15 protein-coding genes are annotated in these 19,675 nt (G+C 67.7%); 12 read left to right on the top strand and 3 right to left on the bottom strand.

Annotated elements, in window-relative coordinates; all coding sequences use genetic code 11:
• The first annotated feature begins 23 nt into the window (after positions 1 to 23).
• On the top strand, positions 24 to 2,327 hold the full coding sequence (locus L5G33_RS06015) for a RelA/SpoT family protein (protein ID WP_236997263.1): 2,304 nt from the start codon (positions 24 to 26) through the stop codon (positions 2,325 to 2,327).
• A 30-nt stretch (positions 2,328 to 2,357) separates the two neighbouring features.
• On the opposite strand, the gene L5G33_RS06010 is transcribed toward L5G33_RS06015, so the two are convergent.
• On the bottom strand, positions 2,358 to 3,308 hold the full coding sequence (locus tag L5G33_RS06010) for a peptidylprolyl isomerase (protein ID WP_236997262.1): 951 nt from the start codon (positions 3,306 to 3,308) through the stop codon (positions 2,358 to 2,360).
• Positions 3,309 to 3,434: 126 nt separating this feature from the next.
• Here L5G33_RS06010 and L5G33_RS06005 point away from each other — a divergent pair, with 126 nt between their 5' ends.
• Entirely contained in the window at positions 3,435 to 4,145 is a 711-nt protein-coding gene (locus tag L5G33_RS06005) for an MBL fold metallo-hydrolase (RefSeq protein ID WP_236997261.1), read from the top strand.
• Positions 4,142 to 5,407 (top strand): histidine--tRNA ligase, encoded by a 1,266-nt coding sequence (gene hisS, locus L5G33_RS06000; protein ID WP_236997260.1) that lies wholly within the window; start codon positions 4,142 to 4,144, stop codon positions 5,405 to 5,407. The genes L5G33_RS06005 and hisS overlap by 4 nt, the downstream gene beginning before the upstream one ends.
• A 109-nt stretch (positions 5,408 to 5,516) precedes the next feature.
• Here the strand turns inward: hisS and L5G33_RS05995 are convergent, their stop codons facing one another.
• Complete coding sequence (locus tag L5G33_RS05995) at positions 5,517 to 6,329, bottom strand: type IV toxin-antitoxin system AbiEi family antitoxin (RefSeq protein ID WP_236997259.1); 813 nt, start codon at positions 6,327 to 6,329, stop codon at positions 5,517 to 5,519.
• A gap of 316 nt (positions 6,330 to 6,645) precedes the next feature.
• Complete coding sequence (gene ypfJ, locus L5G33_RS05990; protein ID WP_236997258.1) at positions 6,646 to 7,494, bottom strand: KPN_02809 family neutral zinc metallopeptidase; 849 nt, start codon at positions 7,492 to 7,494, stop codon at positions 6,646 to 6,648.
• Between the two features lie 122 nt (positions 7,495 to 7,616).
• Here ypfJ and aspS point away from each other — a divergent pair, with 122 nt between their 5' ends.
• The 9 genes from aspS to aroC all read left to right on the top strand — a co-directional run bounded on the left by aspS (position 7,617) and on the right by aroC (position 19,664).
• Positions 7,617 to 9,428 (top strand): aspartate--tRNA ligase, encoded by a 1,812-nt coding sequence (gene aspS, locus L5G33_RS05985; protein ID WP_236997257.1) that lies wholly within the window; start codon positions 7,617 to 7,619, stop codon positions 9,426 to 9,428.
• A 7-nt stretch (positions 9,429 to 9,435) separates the two neighbouring features.
• Positions 9,436 to 10,596, top strand: a complete 1,161-nt coding sequence (locus tag L5G33_RS05980; RefSeq protein ID WP_236997256.1) for a hypothetical protein — start codon at positions 9,436 to 9,438, stop codon at positions 10,594 to 10,596.
• A 10-nt stretch (positions 10,597 to 10,606) separates the two neighbouring features.
• Positions 10,607 to 11,965, top strand: a complete 1,359-nt coding sequence (locus L5G33_RS05975) for a replication-associated recombination protein A (RefSeq protein WP_236997255.1) — start codon at positions 10,607 to 10,609, stop codon at positions 11,963 to 11,965.
• A 92-nt stretch (positions 11,966 to 12,057) separates the two neighbouring features.
• Positions 12,058 to 14,817 carry an alanine--tRNA ligase gene (gene alaS / locus L5G33_RS05970; protein WP_236997254.1) on the top strand — a complete coding sequence of 920 codons (2,760 nt, stop codon included), beginning with the start codon at positions 12,058 to 12,060 and terminating at the stop codon, positions 14,815 to 14,817.
• Entirely contained in the window at positions 14,814 to 15,260 is a 447-nt protein-coding gene (ruvX, locus tag L5G33_RS05965; RefSeq protein ID WP_236997253.1) for a Holliday junction resolvase RuvX, read from the top strand. The genes alaS and ruvX overlap by 4 nt, the downstream gene beginning before the upstream one ends.
• 30 nt (positions 15,261 to 15,290) lie before the next feature.
• On the top strand, positions 15,291 to 17,093 hold the full coding sequence (locus L5G33_RS05960; RefSeq protein ID WP_236997252.1) for an endolytic transglycosylase MltG: 1,803 nt from the start codon (positions 15,291 to 15,293) through the stop codon (positions 17,091 to 17,093).
• A complete protein-coding gene (locus L5G33_RS05955; RefSeq protein WP_236997251.1) occupies positions 17,086 to 17,919 on the top strand; it encodes a shikimate dehydrogenase in 834 nt (277 codons plus the stop codon). Before L5G33_RS05960 ends, L5G33_RS05955 begins: the two co-directional genes overlap by 8 nt.
• A 69-nt stretch (positions 17,920 to 17,988) precedes the next feature.
• Positions 17,989 to 18,402, top strand: coding sequence for a prepilin peptidase (locus L5G33_RS05950; RefSeq protein WP_236997250.1), 414 nt, complete (start codon positions 17,989 to 17,991; stop codon positions 18,400 to 18,402).
• An 83-nt stretch (positions 18,403 to 18,485) separates the two neighbouring features.
• The gene (aroC, locus tag L5G33_RS05945; RefSeq protein ID WP_236997249.1) at positions 18,486 to 19,664 is read left to right on the top strand and encodes a chorismate synthase; all 1,179 of its coding nucleotides are present in this window, start codon (positions 18,486 to 18,488) and stop codon (positions 19,662 to 19,664) included.
• Positions 19,665 to 19,675 lie beyond the last annotated feature (11 nt).

Raw genomic sequence — 19,675 nt, 5'->3', positions numbered from 1 at the left:
CGCGAGTGACTTAGACTCGCAGCATGAGTGAACCCGATGCCGCGCGCCGCAGCGAAGACACAGCTGCACCGTTGAGTTCTCGGCGCGTGCGGGCTCGACTCGCGCGCCGAATGACGTCGGCCCCGCGGGGCGGCGTCACGCAGGTGCTGGAGCCGCTTGTCACGCTCCACCGCAGCGTCTACCCGAAAGCCGACGTCGCGGTCCTCCAACAAGCCTATGAGGTCGCCGAACAGCATCACACCGGTCAGATGCGCAAGTCCGGTGACCCGTACATCACGCATCCGTTGGCCGTCGCGACGATCCTCGCCGACCTCGGAATGGATACGACGACGTTGATCGCCGCGCTCCTGCACGACACCGTGGAGGACACCGAGTACTCGCTCCAGCAACTCGAGAGCGACTTCGGCGCGGAGGTCGCGCACCTCGTCGACGGCGTGACCAAACTCGACAAGGTCGCCCTCGGTAGTGCTGCCGAAGGCGAGACGATCCGCAAAATGATCATCGCGATGGCCCGTGACCCGCGCGTGCTCGTGATCAAAGTGGCCGACCGTCTGCACAACATGCGGACCATGCGCTTCCTGCCGCCCGAGAAGCAGGCCCGCAAGGCCCGCGAGACGCTGGAGGTGATCGCGCCCCTCGCACACCGCCTCGGCATGGCGACGGTGAAGTGGGAGCTGGAGGACCTTGCCTTCGCGATCCTGCACCCGAAGAAGTACGAGGAGATCGTACGGCTCGTCGCCGACCGCGCGCCGAGCCGTGACACCTATCTGGCTCGGGTGCGTACCGACCTCGACAACGCGCTCGGCGGAGCCCACATCCAGGCGAACGTCGAAGGACGCCCGAAGCACTACTGGTCGATCTATCAGAAGATGATCGTCCGCGGCAAGGACTTCGACGACATCCACGACCTCGTCGGGATGCGCATCCTATGTGACGAGGTGCGTGACTGTTACGCCGCGATCGGTGTCGTGCACTCGCTGTGGCAGCCGATGGCCGGCCGCTTCAAGGACTACATCGCCCAGCCGAGTTTCGGTGTCTACCAGTCGCTGCACACGACGGTGATCGGTCCGGAGGGCAAACCTCTGGAGATCCAGATCCGCACCCACGAGATGCACCGGACCGCCGAGTTCGGCATCGCGGCCCATTGGCGCTACAAGGAGGGCCGGAAAGGCAAGGGACGCAAGGCGACCGATGTCGCCGAAGTCGACGACATGGCGTGGATGCGCCAGCTTCTCGACTGGCAGCGGGAAGCCGCGGACCCGGGGGAGTTCCTCGAATCACTGCGCTACGACCTGGCCGTCCGGGAGATCTTCGTCTTCACGCCGAAGGGCGACGTGATCACCCTGCCTGCGGGATCGACACCGGTCGATTTCGCCTACGCCGTCCACACCGAGGTCGGGCACCGCTGCATCGGCGCGCGCGTCAACGGCCGCCTGGTCGCGCTGGAGCGACCGTTGGAGAACGGTGAGGTCATCGAGGTCTTCACGTCGAAGGCGGAGACGGCGGGGCCGAGCAAAGACTGGCAGAACTTCGTCGTCTCGCCGCGGGCGAAAGCGAAGATCCGTCAGTGGTTCGCGAAGGAGCGTCGCGAGGAGGCGCTCGAGGCGGGTAAGGAAGCGATCGTCAAGGAGGTGCGACGCGGCGGGTTGCCGCTGCACCGCCTCCTGTCCGGCGAGTCCGTGATGTCCGTCGCCAAGGAGTTCGGCTTCAACGACGTCGATGCGCTCTACACAGCGGTCGGTGAGGGTCATGTGCCAGCCGGACGTATGGTGCATCGGCTGGTCGCGATGCTTGGTGGTGTCGAGGGGGCCGAGGAGGAGATCGCGAACCGAGCGACACCGTCGTCGACGCAGAACTCCCGTCCGAGTTCGGGCGACAGCGGTGTGGTCGTCGAAGGCCTCGGCAACGTGCTCGTCAAACTCGCCAAATGCTGCACACCGGTGCCGGGCGACGAGATCCTGGGTTTCGTGACCCGCGGCGGCGGCGTCAGCGTCCACCGCGCCGACTGCACCAACTCCGAGGAGTTGCGAACGCAGCCGGAACGACTCGTCCCGGTCAGTTGGGCCGCGACGACGAATGCAGTGTTCCTCGTCGCGATCCAAGTGGAGGCGCTCGACCGCCACCGGTTGCTGTCCGACGTGACCAGGGTGCTCGCGGACGAGCGGGTCAACCTGCTGTCCGCGTCACTGACGACGAGCCGCGACCGTGTCGCGATCAGCCGGTTCACCTTCGAGATGGGCGATCCGAAGCATCTCGGCCACGTCCTGAATGTGGTCCGCAACGTCGAAGGCGTCTACGACGTGTACCGGGTGACGTCAGCGGGCTGACGCCACCCGGGGGCGGCTATCTGGGATCTGTCAGTCGTCGTCGCTGACGGACGCCGTCTTGATCTCGAGGTTCGCCTTCGGGACGCCGTTCTCTGCAGTGGAGCCGGGTCCGACGACGGCGCCCTGCTTCATCACCTCATCGATGACTTTGATGCCATCCGGGGACGCTTTGCCGATCACGGACAGGGGCGACGTGGAGGTCGAGTCCTTGGTGAAGACGATGAAGTTGGCGTTGCCGGTGTTGGCCTGCTGGGCCGGATCCTGCGCCTGAGGGTTGTTCGAATTGATGATGGCGACGGTGCCGCGCGGGTAGGTGATCTGGCCCTGGGTCATGCCGAGCTGCGCCATCTGCGGATCGGGCGGCGTCATCTCGAGGAAGTCGGGCGCTTCGTCCGGTGAGTTCCAGCCCGGCGAACCCGCACCGGTGCGCGTCGGATCGCCGCACTGCAGACCTGCGATGTTCTGGCTGCTGGCGAGTCGGTAGCAGGTGGTCCCGTTGTAGTAGCCGTCGTTGGCCAGGGAAATGACGGCGTTCACGTTGCACGCAGCATGGCTGCGGTCGAGATCGACGGCGACGTCGCCCATATTGGTGGCTAGGGTCAATTCCGGGTTACCTGAGTTGAGGGTGCGGGAATCGGGTTTCGGGGAGGTCCGCTCCTTCTTGACTCCGTCGCGGAGGGTCGTCAGGAACGCCTCGGCCTCGGGCTTCTTGTCCGCTTCCAACTGCGGCAGCATCGCCTCGACGCTCTTGATCTGGCCCTGGAGGTCGGCGGGGGCGTCCGCGTAGTCGCACACGGTGTGTCGATCGTTGTCCCACGAACGCCACCAGAAGTATCCGCCGACGGCCGCGATGGCGACGACGACGACGCCTGCTGCGGCGATCATCGAGAGTCGACGCTTCTTCGCGGCCTGCTGCTCGCGTTCAAGCCGCTCTTCGAGCTTGCGGCGGGCGGCGTCGCGACGCTCTTCGTTGGTCGACACGCTGGTGGAACCTCCTGTAAGCGATGTCCGCGGGCGAGAGTCCGCGCGGGGCGGCCCCATGCTATCGCAGAGGCCTGATCACTCGATGAGACAATGGGTTCGACACACGAGAGAAGGGTGACGCCAGTGCTGATCGCAGGGTTCCCGGCCGGAGCATTCCAGACCAACTGCTATCTGGTCGCGTCGGCGCCAGGCTCGGACGCCGTCGTCATCGACCCGGGTCAGGACGCTGCGCCACAGGTGCGTGCCGCGTTGGCCGAGTATTCCCTGACGCCGGTCGCCGTGTTTCTGACGCACGGGCACCTCGATCACACATGGAACGCGCAGGAGTTGGCCGACGAGTTCTCGATGCCCGTCTATATTCATGCGGATGACCGTCCGATGCTGACCGACCCCGGGATGGGGATCGGGTCGGCGCTGTCGTCAATGATCGGCGACCTTGAGTTCGTCGAGCCGGAGAAGGTCATCGAGTTCGTCGACGGCGAGGACGTCGACGTCGCGGGTCTCCGCTGGAGCGTCGATCATGCGCCCGGCCATTCGCGGGGGAGCGTGCTGCTGACGCCCGACGTGCCAGCCGACCCGGATACGGGCGAGACAGTTTCCGTCTGCTTCTCCGGGGACGTACTGTTCAACGGTTCGATCGGCCGTACTGATCTGCCCGGGGGCAGTCATCAGCGGTTGCTCGACTCGATCGCGGCGAAGCTGTTGCCGCGAGAGGACGACCAGGTGATTCTGCCCGGTCACGGACCGCAGACGACGATCGGCGCCGAACGCACGGGCAACCCGTTCCTCGTCGATCTACCAGATATCAAGAAGAAGGGACGATTCGGACTGTGAGCGAGTTCTCCGCGCCGAAAGGCATTCCGGACTATTTTCCGCCCGCTTCGGCGGACTTCCTCGCCGTTCGCAACGCGCTGACCGATGCGGCGTACCGCGCAGGATACGGCCACATCGAACTGCCGATCTTTGAGGAGACTGCGCTGTTCGCTCGCGGCGTCGGTGAGTCGACCGATGTGGTGAGCAAAGAGATGTACACGTTTGCCGACCGCGGCGGTCGTACCGTCAGCCTTCGTCCGGAGGGGACGGCAGGTGTGATGCGCGCGGTGATCCAGCACGGTCTGGATCGTGGGCAACTGCCGGTCAAGCTGTGCTATTCGGGTCCGTTCTTCCGGTACGAGCGTCCGCAGGCCGGTCGCTACCGGCAACTGCAGCAGGTGGGTGTCGAGGCGATCGGTGTCGACGACCCGGCGTTGGACGCCGAGGTCATCGCGATCGCCGACGAGGGATACCGACGGCTCGGTCTGACCGGCTACCGCCTCGACCTGACGTCATTGGGCGACGACACGTGTCGGCCGCAGTACCGCGAGATGTTGCAGGACTTCCTGTCAGGCCTCGACCTCGACGAGCCGACGCGGGAACGGGCTCGCATCAACCCGCTGCGAGTGCTCGACGACAAGCGCCCGGAGGTGCGGGAGGCGACGGCCGACGCGCCGCTCATGCTCGACCATCTGAGCGATTCCGCGCGCGAACACTTCGAGCAGGTCAAGGCTCACCTGGACCGTCTCGGCGTGCAGTACGTGATCAACCCGCGGCTGGTCCGGGGGCTCGACTACTACACGAAGACGACGTTCGAATTCGTCCACGACGGGCTCGGCGCGCAGTCGGGGATCGGCGGTGGCGGACGCTACGACGGACTGATGAAGCAACTCGGCGGCAAGCAGGAGCTGTCCGGCGTCGGGTTCGGCATCGGCGTCGACCGCACGGTCCTCGCGTTGCAGGCCGAGGGGGTCTCGGTCGCGGGTGCGGGCCGTGTCCAGGTGTTCGGCGTCCCGCTCGGCGCCGCGGCCAAGGCCGAGATGGTCAGCGTCGCCGGTGCGCTGCGCGACGCGGGGATCTCGATCGACCTTGCCTACGGCGACCGCGCGCTCAAAGGCGCGATGAAGGCCGCCGACCGCTCCGGCGCGCGGCTGGCCCTCGTCCTTGGCGAGCGCGAACTCGACGAACGGATCATCGAGATCAAGGACCTCGGCAACGGCGAACAGCAGTCGGTGCCTCTCGACGACGTCCTCGCACAGGTCCGCAGCCGACTCACGTCCTGAGGCATCCGCGGGTTTCGGCGACGTTCGCGGTGTTCGAGGCACAGGCGCGGGCTTCAGCGACATTCGCGGCATTCACAGATGCCGCGAATGTCGGTGAGTGCCGCGACCGTCAGATGATGCCGGCGTCCTCGTAGTGTTTCCGGACAATCGACACCACCCGCCCGGTCCGCAGGTCGTCCCAGGTCCATCGGGCGACGTCGAGGCCGAGGTCGCGGAGCTCGTCCTCCCTGATCTTTTCGCGGATGACGACGTCTTCGGGCTCCTCGCCGTTGCGCATGTCGCGCCGGTACTTGACGAGCCCGTCGAATTCGCCGACGAACCTGCCCATCGTGCCGAAGTCGCAGAACGCTGTGCGGCCCGAGCGTAAGCGGTAACGGACCTGAAGGTCGGGGATCGGCAGCCCGGCGTTGATGATGTGCGCTCGGCTCCAGGACTCACCCGGCGACTCTGCTCTGCCGTCGGCGAACGACAGAGCTCGCCGCGCAAGTGCCACACCGCGCCGACTGGATGCGAGCGCACGCGCCATCTCGTCACGGCACTCGTCGTCGCCTGCTGGCGGGCTCTTCGCCAGTCCGACGTCGAAGGCCGTCAACGCCTGCGCGAAGTGCTTCGCCGCAAGAGCCAGATCCACGACGGTTCGCCCCATGCTCGTCACGAGGACGCCGTCCACTTCGGTGATGTCGTCGTCGGCGAGGACACCGGTGTGCACGATCCGTCGCTCCTGCTTGTAGCCGCCGCCGGGCCGACCGTTCGTCATATGCACGTGCGCGCGATCCGGGTAGAGAAGGGCGAAGCCGTGAACCGCGGCAGCGGATTCGTGGCTGAGTACCATCGCGTGCGGGCCGGTGGCGGCCGCGAGACACCTGGCCAGGTACAACACCGCGGTGGCGTCGGCCCGGCCGATGAGGCTCGTCTGCGGCATGTACCTCCCCCGGCCAACGACGAGAAGTTCCCCGGCCCGGACCGCGGCCGATAACGTCCGCTCAGAGAATCCGGCAGCGAGCGCCACGCGGCGATGCACGATTCCGTACCTGTCGACCGGCCACATATCGACAGTGAACGCCCACCGCACCGAAAACGCACCCCCGTTATCCACAGGGGCGAACCGCACACTCTTTCCGCGGGTCTCGTCGACATTCGCGGCACTCCTGAATGCCGCAGGTGTCGATGAGACCCGCGGCTGGCGTCAGCGGGTGCCGCGGATGTCGACGTGCCCCGCGTTTACCGGTCGGTCGCGTTTACAGGTCGTTGGTGGCGAACGTGTCGCAGCGTGTCGGGTTCCCAGACTCGTAGCCGGTGGTGAACCAGCGTTGACGCTGGCGGGCGCTGCCGTGGGTCCAGCCCTCCGGGTTCGAGTTGGAGCCTTGGATGCTGTCGTCTCCGATGGCTTTGGCGGTCTGGATCACCGACGCGATCTGGTCGTCGGTCAGCGGAGCGAGCATCGCGTCCGGGCCGTCGTCGGCGTGCTGGGCCCAGACACCGGCCAAGCAGTCGGCCTGCAGTTCGACGCGGACCGAGCCGTCGTTGCCCATCCGCTGTCCCTTGGCGAGGACGCCCGTCAAATTCTCGACGTGGTGGCCGAACTCGTGGGCGACGACGTATTCCTGCGCGAGCGGGCCGTCCGACCCGCCCATCCGCTTGAGTTCGGCGAAGAAACCCGGATCGAAGTACGCGGTCTCGTCTGCTGGGCAGTAGAACGGGCCCATCGCCGACGACGCCGCACCGCAGCCCGTGTTGATGTTCCCGGAGAAGATTTGGACGGACGGCTCGGTGTAGTCGCCCATCAGGTCGCCCCACACCTTGTTGACGCTGATCGCCGTCGCCTTGATCCGGCAGACGTCATCGGTGTTGGCCTGCTCGATCGTGCAGTTGTCGATGTGCTCCTGCAGCGCCGCGTCCGATCCGGTGCTCGTCTGGGACGACGTCGCGCCGCCACCCATGATGTCTCCGGGGTTGACGCCGAACAGCAGTGCGACGACGGTTACGACCAGGCCCAGGCCGCCGCCCATGGCGATCCGCCCGCCGCCGCCTCCGCCGCCGCCGGAGACATTGCCGCCGGCCAGCGGCCCGCTTCCCTGGAAAGTCATGGAGTCAGGCTAGCGGGTGCGGTGCCGGTTTCGGGGCATCGTCGGAGACGTAGCTGTCACTGCGTCGGACTCGAAACGTAGACTGTGGCGAGATCATCTTGTCCTTATCAGGAAGGAACCCAGTGCTCCGCACGCATTTCGCTGGATCGTTGCGCCGCGAGGACGCCTCGCAGACTGTCACCGTCGCCGGTTGGGTCGCACGACGCCGCGACCACGGCGGAGTCGTGTTCATCGACCTCCGCGACTCCTCGGGCCTGGTCCAGGTGGTGTTCCGAGACGACGAGGTGGCCGACGCTGCTCACCGTCTGCGTGCCGAGTTCTGTGTCCAGGTGACCGGCGTCGTCGAAGCACGGCCCGAAGGCAGCGAGAACCCGGCGCTTGCGTCCGGCGACATCGAGTTGAACGCCACCGAACTCGTCGTGCTCAACGAATCGGCTCCGCTGCCGTTCCAGCTCGACGAGCAGCCCGGCGAGGAGACGCGCCTGCGTCACCGCTACCTCGACCTTCGCCGTGAAGGGCCCGCGCGCGCTATCCGTCTGCGTTCGCAGGTGAGCGCTGCCGCTCGCACCGTCCTGGGGGGACACGACTTCGTCGAGATCGAGACACCGACCCTCACCCGCTCCACCCCGGAGGGTGCTCGCGATTTCCTGGTGCCCGCACGCCTGCAACCGGGCAGTTTCTACGCGTTGCCGCAGAGTCCGCAGCTGTTCAAGCAACTGCTCATGGTCGCGGGCATGGAGCGGTACTACCAGATCGCCCGCTGCTACCGCGACGAGGACTTCCGCGCCGATCGCCAACCCGAGTTCACTCAGCTCGACATCGAGATGAGCTTCGTGGACGAGGACGATGTGATCGCCCTCGCCGAGGAGATCCTGGTTTCGCTGTGGAAGCTGATCGGCCATGAGATCACCACGCCGATCCCGCGCATCACCTACGCGGACGCCATGCGACGGTTCGGCAGCGACAAGCCCGACCTGCGCTTCGACATCGAACTCGTCGAATGCACCGAGTTCTTCGCCGACACCCCGTTCCGCGTGTTCAAGGCGCCGTACGTCGGCGCCGTCGTGATGGCGGGCGGGGCGTCGCAGCCGCGTCGCCAGCTCGACGCGTGGCAGGAGTGGGCCAAGCAGCGCGGCGCCAAGGGGCTGGCATATGTGTTGGTCCAGGAGGACGGCAGCCTCACCGGACCGGTCTCGAAGAATATCTCCGACACCGAACGCGACACCATCGCGGCCCACGTCGGCGCGAAGCCTGGCGACTGCATCTTCTTCGCTGCCGGACCGACGAAACCGATGCGTGCTCTGCTCGGCGCCGCTCGCGGCGAGATCGCCGACAAACTCGGCCTCATCAACGACGACGACTGGGCGTTCACCTGGGTCGTCGACGCACCGATGTTCGAGCCCGCCGATGACGCGACCGCCGCGGGCGACGTCGCGGTCGGCTCGGGAGCGTGGACCGCGGTCCACCACGCGTTCACCTCGCCCAAACCCGAGTGCATGGCCGACCTGGAATCAGATCCGGGCGCCGCGGTGGCGTACGCCTACGACATCGTGTGCAACGGCAACGAGATCGGCGGAGGCTCGATCCGTATCCACCGCCGCGATGTGCAGGAACGGGTCTTCAAGATCATGGGGATCGGCGAGGAGGAGGCGCAGGAGAAGTTCGGTTTCCTCCTCGACGCGTTCGCCTACGGTGCGCCGCCGCACGGCGGCATCGCCTTCGGCTGGGACCGCATCACGTCCCTGCTGGCGGGCGAGGCCTCCATCCGCGAGGTGATCGCCTTCCCGAAGTCCGGCGGCGGTGTCGACCCGCTCACCGACGCACCCGCGCCCATCACTGCGGCGCAGCGCAAGGAGTCGGGCATCGACGCGAAGCCCGTCCCCAAGAACGAACCGGGTCCCAAAGCTCAGGAGGGACAGGCGGTTAACGCCTGAAACAGTCATGACCCTTGTGGCACACGATCGAATCGACTCCGTCCTCGACGCGGCGCAGGACGTCCTGACGCGACGAGCGGGAAGCCAAGTTCAGATCGACGATCCGGAGGATCTCGGTGGATCCGGACGCAGCACCGTGGTGCGCTTCCGGGTCGCCGACAACCCGGTCTCTCTCGACCGCACCGTCGTCGTCAAGGCGTTCGACGACAACTCCGAAGCGGGCCAGGTGCTGCGCGAGATCGCGTCGTACCGGTATGCGACTGCGTTGCCGACGGTGTCCCGGCCCGGCCCACAGCTGCTCGCGTCCGACCTGGACACGCGCATTCTCGTGCTGACCGATCTGGGCAGCGGCCGCGGCATGCTCGACCAACTCGCGTCGTCGGACATCGACGACATCCACCGCGGCGTCAGCGCGTGGGGTCAGGCGTTGGGACGCATGCACGCCGCTACCTACGGCGGCGAGGACGACTTCCAAGCGTTGCTCCGCGTGAGCGGGCGCGGCGGAGTCGGCCCACGCGATGTTGCCGACGACCCGGTGTTCGCGGGCATCGGCGGCGAGGCGTCGGAGTCGGTCCGGCGGGCCGACGAAGTGGCGGCGGAGGTCGGCGTCGACGTCCCGGACGAGTTCCGGAGAGTCCTCGACTCCGGTCTGACCCTCTTCGACGAGGGCCGGTTCCGCGCGTTCAGCCCGTCCGACGTCGGCCCGGACAACATCCTCATCAACGACGATGGTGTCCAGTTCATGGACTACGAGTGGGGCGCCTTCCGCGACGCGACCCTCGACGTCGCGTATGCGTTGACGACTTTCCCCGCGGCGCTATCCGACCAGGGCGTCGCCCACCAGGTGGAACTCGAGTCGGCGCTGGTGGACGCGTGGCGATCCGAAGCCGGACCGCTGTGGCCCGCGTTGAACGACGACACGACGCTGGGCAATCTGCTGCTGACACCGCGGACACTGTGGACGTGGTTGGGCACCTACTGGATGCTCGAATCGGACACGTCCGGGCACGATTGGGCGCTCCACACGAGCGACCCTCGCGTCGTGACCGCCCGGTGGGCCGATCTTGCGGTCGCGGCCGACGCCATGGCCGGCGGAGACGTCGTCGAGTCGGTAGCCGGCGTGGCGCACGACGTGCAGCGCGCGCTGCAACGACTCTGGTTCGAGTGATCGGCCGCCGATGAGCGATTCGGACGGGCTCTTCGACGACGTCGGCACCGGGACGCGCACCACCCCGCAGACGCCCGCGCCGTCGGCGCCGCTCGCGGTCAGAATGCGTCCGGCATCCCTCGACGAGGTCGTCGGACAAGACCACCTCCTGGGTGAGCGGTCTCCGCTGCGGAGGCTGATTGCGGGCTCCGGCGGGTCCTCGGTGATGCTGTACGGTCCACCCGGCACCGGCAAGACGACGATGGCGTCGTTGATCAGCCAGGCGACGGGCGGCAGTTTCGAAGCGCTCTCGGCGCTGTCTGCGGGCGTCAAAGAGGTGCGCGCCGTGATCGACGCCGCACGACGTCGGCTCGTTCGGGGCGAACAGACTGTCCTGTTCATCGACGAGGTCCATCGCTTCTCCAAGACGCAGCAGGACGCACTGCTCGACGCGGTCGAGAATCGCATCGTCCTGCTGGTCGCGGCGACGACGGAGAACCCATCGTTCTCGGTGGTCGCCCCGCTGCTCTCTCGGTCGCTCGTGCTGAACCTGCGGTCGCTGACCGACGAGGACGTCCGGACGGTTCTGCGGCGAGCGGTCGCCGACCCGCGCGGTCTCGACGGTTCGGTCGAGGTGGCCGACGAGGCGCTCGAGCATCTCGTCGCAGTCTCCGGCGGTGACGCCCGGCGCGCGTTGACCGCGTTGGAGGCCAGCGCCGACGGCGCCTCCGACGGCGTCGTCGCCGTCGCCGATGTCGAGGCCGCGATCGACCGGGCAGCCGTCCGCTACGACCGGTCCGGCGATCAGCACTACGACGTGACGAGCGCGTTCATCAAATCGATCCGCGGCTCGGACGTCGACGCGGCCCTGCACTATCTGGCTCGGATGATGTCAGCGGGCGAAGACCCGCGATTCATCGCGAGGCGTCTGATGATCCACGCGAGCGAAGACATTGGGATGGCTGATCCGACCGCTCTGCAGACGGCCGTGGCCGCGAGCCAGGTGGTCCAACTCGTCGGTATGCCGGAGGCGCAGTTGGCGTTGGCGCAGGCGACGATCCATCTGGCTACTGCGCCCAAGTCGGGGTCGGTGACGTCCGCGCTCGGTGCGGCCATGGCAGACGTCGCGGCGGGCAAGGCCGGAGCGGTGCCGCCACACCTGCGTGACGGTCATTATGCGGGCGCCAAGAAGCTCGGCAACGCCATCGGCTACCGGTTCCCGCACGATCATCCCGATGGTGTTCTACCGCAACAGTATCCGCCGGACGAACTCGTCGGATCCGACTACTACACGCCGACCGACCACGGTTTCGAACGCGAGTTGGGGCCGCGGGTGGGCAAGCTGCGCACCATCATCCGGAGCGCGGTGAACCGTGGCCGCCGCCACTGACGGCCCCCCGGTAAACTCAGACTCGAACACCCAGCAACCTGAACACCCAGCCACCTAAACGCTCAGCGATTCTCGACGAAGGACACCCCGCAGTGCAGACGCATGACATCCGGAAGCGGTTCCTGGATCACTTCATCCGTGCCGGACACACCGAGGTGCCCAGCGCATCGCTGATTCTCGACGACCCGAATCTGCTGTTCGTGAATGCGGGCATGGTGCCGTTCAAGCCGTACTTCCTCGGCGACCAGACGCCCCCGTACGAGCGGGCGACCAGTGTGCAGAAGTGTGTGCGCACCCTCGACATCGAAGAGGTCGGCATCACGACCCGGCACAACACGTTTTTTCAGATGGCTGGCAACTTCTCGTTCGGTGACTATTTCAAGCGCGAGGCGATCACCTTCGCGTGGACGTTGCTGACCGACCCTGTCGACGACGGCGGCTACGGTATCGATCCGACCCGGCTGTGGCCGACCGTGTACCTCGACGACGACGAGGCCGAGCGGATCTGGCGCGACGAGATCGGTGTGCCCGCCGAACGGATCCAGCGTCGGGGACTCAAGGACAACTACTGGTCGATGGGCGTGCCCGGCCCGTGCGGCCCGTGCTCGGAGATCTTCTATGATCGCGGTCCCGACTACGGCGTCGAAGGCGGCCCCGAGGCGGACGAGGACCGGTACATCGAGATCTGGAATCTCGTGTTCATGGAGAACATCCGGGGCGAAGGCGGAGGCAAGGACGACTACGAGATCCTCGGTCCCCTCCCGAAGAAGAACATCGACACCGGGATGGGCATCGAACGCGTCGCCTGCATCCTGCAGGGTGTCGACAACGTGTACGAGACGGACCTGTGCCGCCCCATCATCGATCTGGCGGCACAGTTGACCGGCCGCGGTTACGGTGTCGGTCGGCATGAGGACGACGTCTTGTTCCGGGTGATCGCCGACCATGCCCGCACGTCGGTGATGTTGATCGGCGACGGCGTCGTGCCGTCCAATGACGGACGCGGCTACGTGCTGCGGCGCTTGCTGCGCCGCGTCGTGCGCTCGGTCCGGTTGCTCGGCGCCGGGAACGAAGTGAGCGGGCCGGGAGGTGGCGGCGCCGGGAACGAAGTGAGCGGGCCGGGAGGTGGCGGCGCCGGGAACGAAGTGAGCGGCGCCGGAAATGCGTCGATGGGGCGGATCACGGAGGCGGTCATCGACCTGATGAGTCCGTCGTACCCCGAGCTCGCTCGACAGCGCGAGCACATCGTGGCTGTCGCCGTCGGCGAGGAGGCGAGCTTCTCCAGGACGCTCGCGGCCGGCTCGAAGCTCTTCTCCGAAGCAGCGGATGCGACGAGGGCGAGCGGTAGGTCGCAGATCAGCGGCAGCGATGCGTTCGCGTTGCATGACACGTACGGGTTCCCGATCGAGTTGACTCTGGAGATGGCGTCCGAGGCTGGCCTGCAGGTCGACCGTGACGGTTTCACCGAGCTCATGGCCGAACAGCGCAGCCGTGCGAAGGCGGATGCGACGTCACGGAAGTCGTCGCACGCCGACCAGACCGTGTACCGCGAGTTTCTCGACCGCGGCCCGACTGTCTTCACCGGATTCGACGAGTTGGTGTCGGAGGCGCGCGTGCTCGGCCTGGTCGCCGGCGGCGAACGGATCCGCTCGGCGTCGCCGGGCAGCGAACTCGAGGTGATCCTCGACCGCAGTCCGCTGTACGCGGAGGCCGGCGGCCAGACCGCGGACCAGGGCGTCATCACGACGTCGGATGGTGTCCGTTTGTCGGTGAAGGACGTGCAGAAGGTCGGCAAACAGGTGTGGTTGCATCGGGTGGTCGTCGACGAGGGTGAGATCACCGAGGGCGACGAGGTCCTCGCGAGCGTCGACGCCGGCTGGCGTCACGGCGCGACGCAGGGGCACTCGGGCACGCACCTGGTCGGGGCGGCGCTCCGGCAGATCCTCGGCCCGACCGCGACCCAGGCCGGGTCGTTGAACCGGCCGGGCTATCTGAGGTTCGACTTCCATTCGGCCAGCGGACTCACGGACGAGCAACGTGCGCAGATCGAACAGATCAGCAACGAGGCGGTCGAATCGAACTTCCAGGTCAATACGTTCGAGACCGATCTGGACAAGGCGAAGGCGATGGGTGCGATGGCGCTCTTCGGCGAGAATTATGGCGACCGCGTGCGCGTGGTCGAGATCGGTGGACCGTTCTCCATGGAACTGTGCGGCGGAACGCATGTCGGAAGCTCGGCGCAGGTCGGTCCGATCACGGTGATCGGCGAGTCGTCGGTCGGCTCCGGTGTCCGACGCGTCGAGGCGTACGTCGGCATGGACTCCTTCCGCTACCTGTCGAAGGAGCGCGCGCTCATGGCGGGCCTGGCGTCGTCGCTGAAGGTGCCGTCCGATCAGGTTCCGGGACGGGTCGAGCAGCTCGTCGCACGTCTGCGTGATGCGGAGAAGGCGCTCGACGCGGCGAGGGCCGAGCAGGCGCGCGCCGCCGTGACCGGACTCATCGACGAGGCTCAGACCGTCGGGGAGACCCTCGTCGTCGCCGGTCGCGTGGCCGACGGCGTCGACGCGAACGGGCTGCGTTCGCTCGTCACCGATCTGCGTGGACGTGTCGCCGACCGGAACGCCGTCGTTGCGCTGTTCTCCGCCGACGGCGACAAGGTTCCGTTCGCGGTCGGCACCACCGACGCGGCGCGCGCGGCAGGTATCAAGGCGGGCGACGTCGTCAAGGAGATCGCGCCGTTGGTGGCCGGTCGTGGCGGCGGCAAGCCCGATCTGGCGCAGGGATCGGGCACGGACGCCTCGGGTGTGGATGCTGCGCTCGTGCGCTTGCGCGACGTAGTCGGAGGGCGATGATCTCCCCTCGCGGCCGACGGATCGCGATCGACGTGGGGAGCGTGCGCGTCGGGGTCGCCGTGTGCGATCCCGACGGGATCCTCGCCACCCCCGTCGAGACGGTTCGGCGCGCCAAGGACCGCAGCGACATCGAACGCATCGTCGAGATCATCGACGAGTATGAGGCGGTCGGTGTGGTCATCGGGCTGCCGCGGACGCTCGCCAACACGGAGGGACACGCGACGAGGTTCGCGCGGGGGTTCGGGAGGGCGCTCGCAGCACGGCTGCGCGAGCGCGACGATCGACCGGACGTACCGACCGAGTTTTACGACGAGCGGTTGACGACAGTCACCGCAACAACGGCATTACGGGCAAATGGTGTGAAGGCGAAGGATGCGCGCGCCGTCGTGGATCAGGCCGCTGCGGTGGCTATCCTCCAGGGATGGTTGGACGCGCACCGGTGAGGCATTCGCCGATGAGGAGGATCGATCGACGTGACTGATCAGGACCCGATGTCTCGCCCGGGGAGCGACGACTCCCGGCGGTATTTCACCGACCGGCCCGCGTCGCAGGCCCCGAACAGGCATCGTCGTCGCCGCGGGCCGGGTGACCCCACGACTACGGGAAGTATTCCGATCGTCCGTGTCGACCGAGCGCTGCCGGACCCGACGATCGAGTATCGGACGCCGGAGCCCACCGAGGGTGCGTCATCGTACTTCGAAGTGCGCTACCGCAGCTCGGACGATTCGGCGATGCAGTTCACCGACCCGCGGTGGACGCAGCAGCCCCCGCCCGCGCACGCACGTCCTGAGCCGCCCGCACCGCGTCGGCAGGCGCCGCCCCCGGCTCCTCCGATCGAGACTCCTCCGGAGGCCACGACCCAGCCGACCCCGCGGTCCCGGCATGCGGCGCCCGCCGCCTTCGCGCCGCGGACCGAGCAGATGCCGCCCGCGTCGGTGCCTGCCGAACCTGTCACGGTGCACGACGCCGCGTTCGATGTCCTCGAGTCACGACCGGACGACGTAGGGGAGTTTCCGCGCGAGACGCAGGTGTACCCACCCGACGACGAGGAGTCCCCGGCCGGGTACGGGCCCGCGGCGCTCGACATCCTGGACGACGACGGCGACGACCCCGTCGTGGGCGGTGCGATGCCCGCACGTCGACGCAACAAACGCGTCCTGATCGGCATCGGAGTCGTCGTACTGATCCTGGTACTCGTCGTCGGCGGACTCGGACTGAAATGGTTCGGTGTCTTCGACTCCCGGACCGACTACGACAGCGCGACCGGGTCGGGCGCTGTGCTCGTCGAAGTGCCGTCGGACGCGGCGATCCGCGACGTCGGGCAGACCTTGGCCGACGCGGGCGTGGTCGGCAGCAAGCGGGCGTTCGTCGACGCTGCGGAGAACGGTCCCGGCGTGTCGGCGGGCTTCTACGACCTGCCGAAGGGGATCTCGGCGAAGAGCGCGCTCGACATGATGAGCGGCACCGACAAACGAGTCGGGCGGATCATCGTTCCCGAAGGGCTGCAACTGGATTCGAAGGAGAGCACCGGCGGGAACACGCGACCGGGCATCTTCGAGATGATCTCGAAGGCGACGACGTTCACCACCGACGACGCCGAGTACGGCGTGAGCGTCGAGCAACTCGACGAAGCGGCGGCTCAGGCGACTCCCGACGAGTTGGGCGTTCCGTCGTGGGCGAAACAGAAGGTCCAGGAGCTGACCGGCGACCACCGACGTATCGAGGGCCTCATCGCCTCCGGAGCGTGGGAGAACATCGATCCGCGGCTCGACGCGAAGCAGATCCTGCGCGAACTCATCACGCGCAGCGAGACGCGATACACGGCGTGGGGTCTCCTCGACGGCAACGACGCGAAGCTGTCCCCGTACGACGCGCTGACCGTCGCGTCGATCGTCGAAGCGGAGGCGAGGAAGGAAGACGACTTCCCGAAGGTCGCGCGCGTCATCCTCAACCGGCTCGATCGCGACCAGCGGCTGGAGATGGACTCGACCGCCAACTACACGGCGGACGTCCGGGCCAACGACTTGCACGGCGACGCCTACAACGACGACAACGAGTGGAACACCTACAAGCACAACGGGCTGCCGTTGACGCCGATCGGCGCGGTCGGCGACCGTGCGCTCCGCGCCACCGAGGACCCCGCCGACGGCACCTGGCTGTACTTCGTGACCGTCGACGAGGACGGGACTACGTTGTTCGCCAGCACCTTCGAGAAGCACAAACAGAACCGTCAGGTCGCGTGCCGCAACAAGTTCCTGTCGGTCGGCTGTGAATAACGGTCTCGGGCGTCGCGCAGCGGTGCTCGGGTCGCCGATCGCTCACTCGAAGTCGCCCGCGCTGCATCGGGCGGCGTACGCCGCGCTCGGTCTTACGGAGTGGACGTACGACGCGCTCGAGACGACCGCCGACCAACTCGCGGATCGAGTCGGCTCCGCGGGCCCGGAGTGGATCGGCTTCTCGGTGACGATGCCGTGCAAATCGGCTGCGCTCGCGTTCGCCGACACGGTGACTGAGCGCGCCGAGCTCATCGGTTCGGTCAACACCCTGGTCCGGTCCGACGGCGGGTGGCGAGCCGACTGCACGGACGTCGACGGCGTCACGGGCGCGATCGCGCAGACCGGGCTCGTCGAACCGCCGACCCGTGCGGTGCTGATCGGTGCGGGCGGGACGGCGCGGCCCGCGTTGGCGGCGCTCGCCGAGGCGGGCGTCACGGACGTCATCGTCGTGGCTCGGGACGCGGGACGGGCTGCCGGGCTCCTTATCCTCGCCGACCGGCTGGCGGTCAACGCGCACGTCGTCGGCTTCGCGCCGACCGATCGACTGCGCGCCGAGTGCGCGGCGGCCGACATCACGATCTCCACCGTGCCCGCTGCGGGCGCCGCCGTTCTGGCGCCGTCGGTCGCGGCGTCGGCGCGGCTGATCGACGTCATCTACGATCCGTGGCCGACGCCCCTCGCCGCCGCTGTCGCTGATGCCGGCGGCGTCGTCGTCGGCGGGCTCGTGATGCTCCTGAACCAGGCGTACAGCCAGGTGGCGCAGTTCACCGGTTCACCTGCGCCGAAGGCCGCGATGGCCGCCGCCGTCGGTATCGACACGGACTGAGCCGCTGCGCGCACCACACCTACTCGCCGGTTGTGGATAACGCGGTTGGCAGCGCCCAGCCGAGCGACGATGCTTGCACCCATGCTCGTGGTCGCACTCGTTCTCGCCTGTGCCGCGCTCGCATGCGCGGCGACGGACGCGTGGACCGGGCGCATACCCAATGCGATCACCCTGCCCGCGATCGGACTCGTGGTGGTGACCGGCGTCGTCGAACCGCTCGTTCTGCTCGCCGGCGTGCTGGGTGCGTCCGTCTACGCCGTCGCATTCGCCCTCCGGACATGTGGCGGAGGGGACGTCAAGCTCGCCGCCGTGGTCGGGGGAGCAGTCGGAGCGCCCGCCGCCGCATTGGCGACGGTCGTCGTCGCAGCGAGTGTCACGCTCGTCGTGAGCCTCGTCAGCCGTCGACGCGCCGTCGTGCACGGGCCCGCGCTCGTCGCTGCCGCGGGTCTGGTGACCGCGTTCTCGATCGCCGCAGGCCCGTGAGCGCTCGCGGGCCGTGACGTGGCGTGTGGGCGAATTCGGTGGGCGGACCCGACTCTGGAACAATTGACGACGTGCTGCGTTGGATGACTGCCGGAGAATCACATGGACCGGCCCTGGTTGCTCTTGTCGAGGGGATGGTGGCAGGCGTGGAGATCACGTCCGCCGACATCGCCGAACAATTGGCTCGGCGGCGCCTCGGCTACGGCCGCGGTGCGCGGATGAAGTTCGAAGCCGATGAAGTCACCGTGATCGGCGGTGTCCGCCACGGCAAGACCCTCGGCGGACCGATCGCTGTCGAGATCGGCAACACCGAGTGGCCCAGATGGGAGAAGGTCATGGCGGCCGACCCGGTCGACGAGGACGAACTCGCAGGCAGTGCGCGTAACGCCGCGCTCACCCGGCCACGTCCCGGACACGCCGACTACTCGGGCATGCTCAAGTACGGCTTCGACGACGCCCGCCCGATCCTGGAACGGGCGAGCGCCCGCGAGACGGCGGCCCGCGTCACCGCCGGAACCGTCGCCCGCAACTTCCTCAAGCAGGTGCTCGGCATCGAGATCGTGTCCCACATCGTCTCGATCGGCGACAGCGAACCCTACGCCGGACCCGCACCGCGGCCGGCCGACCTGGACGCGATCGACGCGAGCCCGGTCCGCGCGTTCGGTAAAGACGCCGAGACGTCGATGATCGGCGAGATCGAGGCCGCTAAACGCGACGGCGACACGCTCGGCGGCGTCGTCGAAGTCATCGTGACCGGTGTACCGGTCGGCCTCGGTTCGCATGTGAGCGGCGAGACTCGATTGGACGCGCGCCTGGCTGCAGCACTCATGGGGATCCAGGCCATCAAGGGCGTCGAGGTCGGCGACGGGTTCGAGACCGCACGACGCCGCGGCAGCCAGGCCCACGACGAGATGGTCGCAGGCGCCGACGGCGTCCTCCGTTCGACCAACCGGGCGGGCGGGCTCGAAGGTGGCATGACCAACGGCGAAGACCTGCGCGTGCGGGCGGCGATGAAGCCGATCTCGACAGTGCCGCGCGCCCTGGCGACCGTTGACATGTCCACCGGCGAACCCGCGAGCGCCATCCACCAGCGCAGCGACGTGTGCGCGGTACCCGCCGCAGGCGTCGTCGCCGAGGCGATGGTCGCGCTCGTCGTCGCACAGGCGGCGTTGGAGAAGTTCGGCGGCGACTCGGTCACCGAGACACAGACCAACGCGCGCGCCTACCTGGACTCGGTGCACGCGCGCCCGCCGCGCCCGTGACGGACACCGCG

It is taken from the genome of Gordonia liuliyuniae, assembly GCF_021738805.1.
Lineage (GTDB): Bacteria > Actinomycetota > Actinomycetes > Mycobacteriales > Mycobacteriaceae > Gordonia > Gordonia liuliyuniae.
This window is presented reverse-complemented; position numbering and strand designations above follow the sequence as displayed.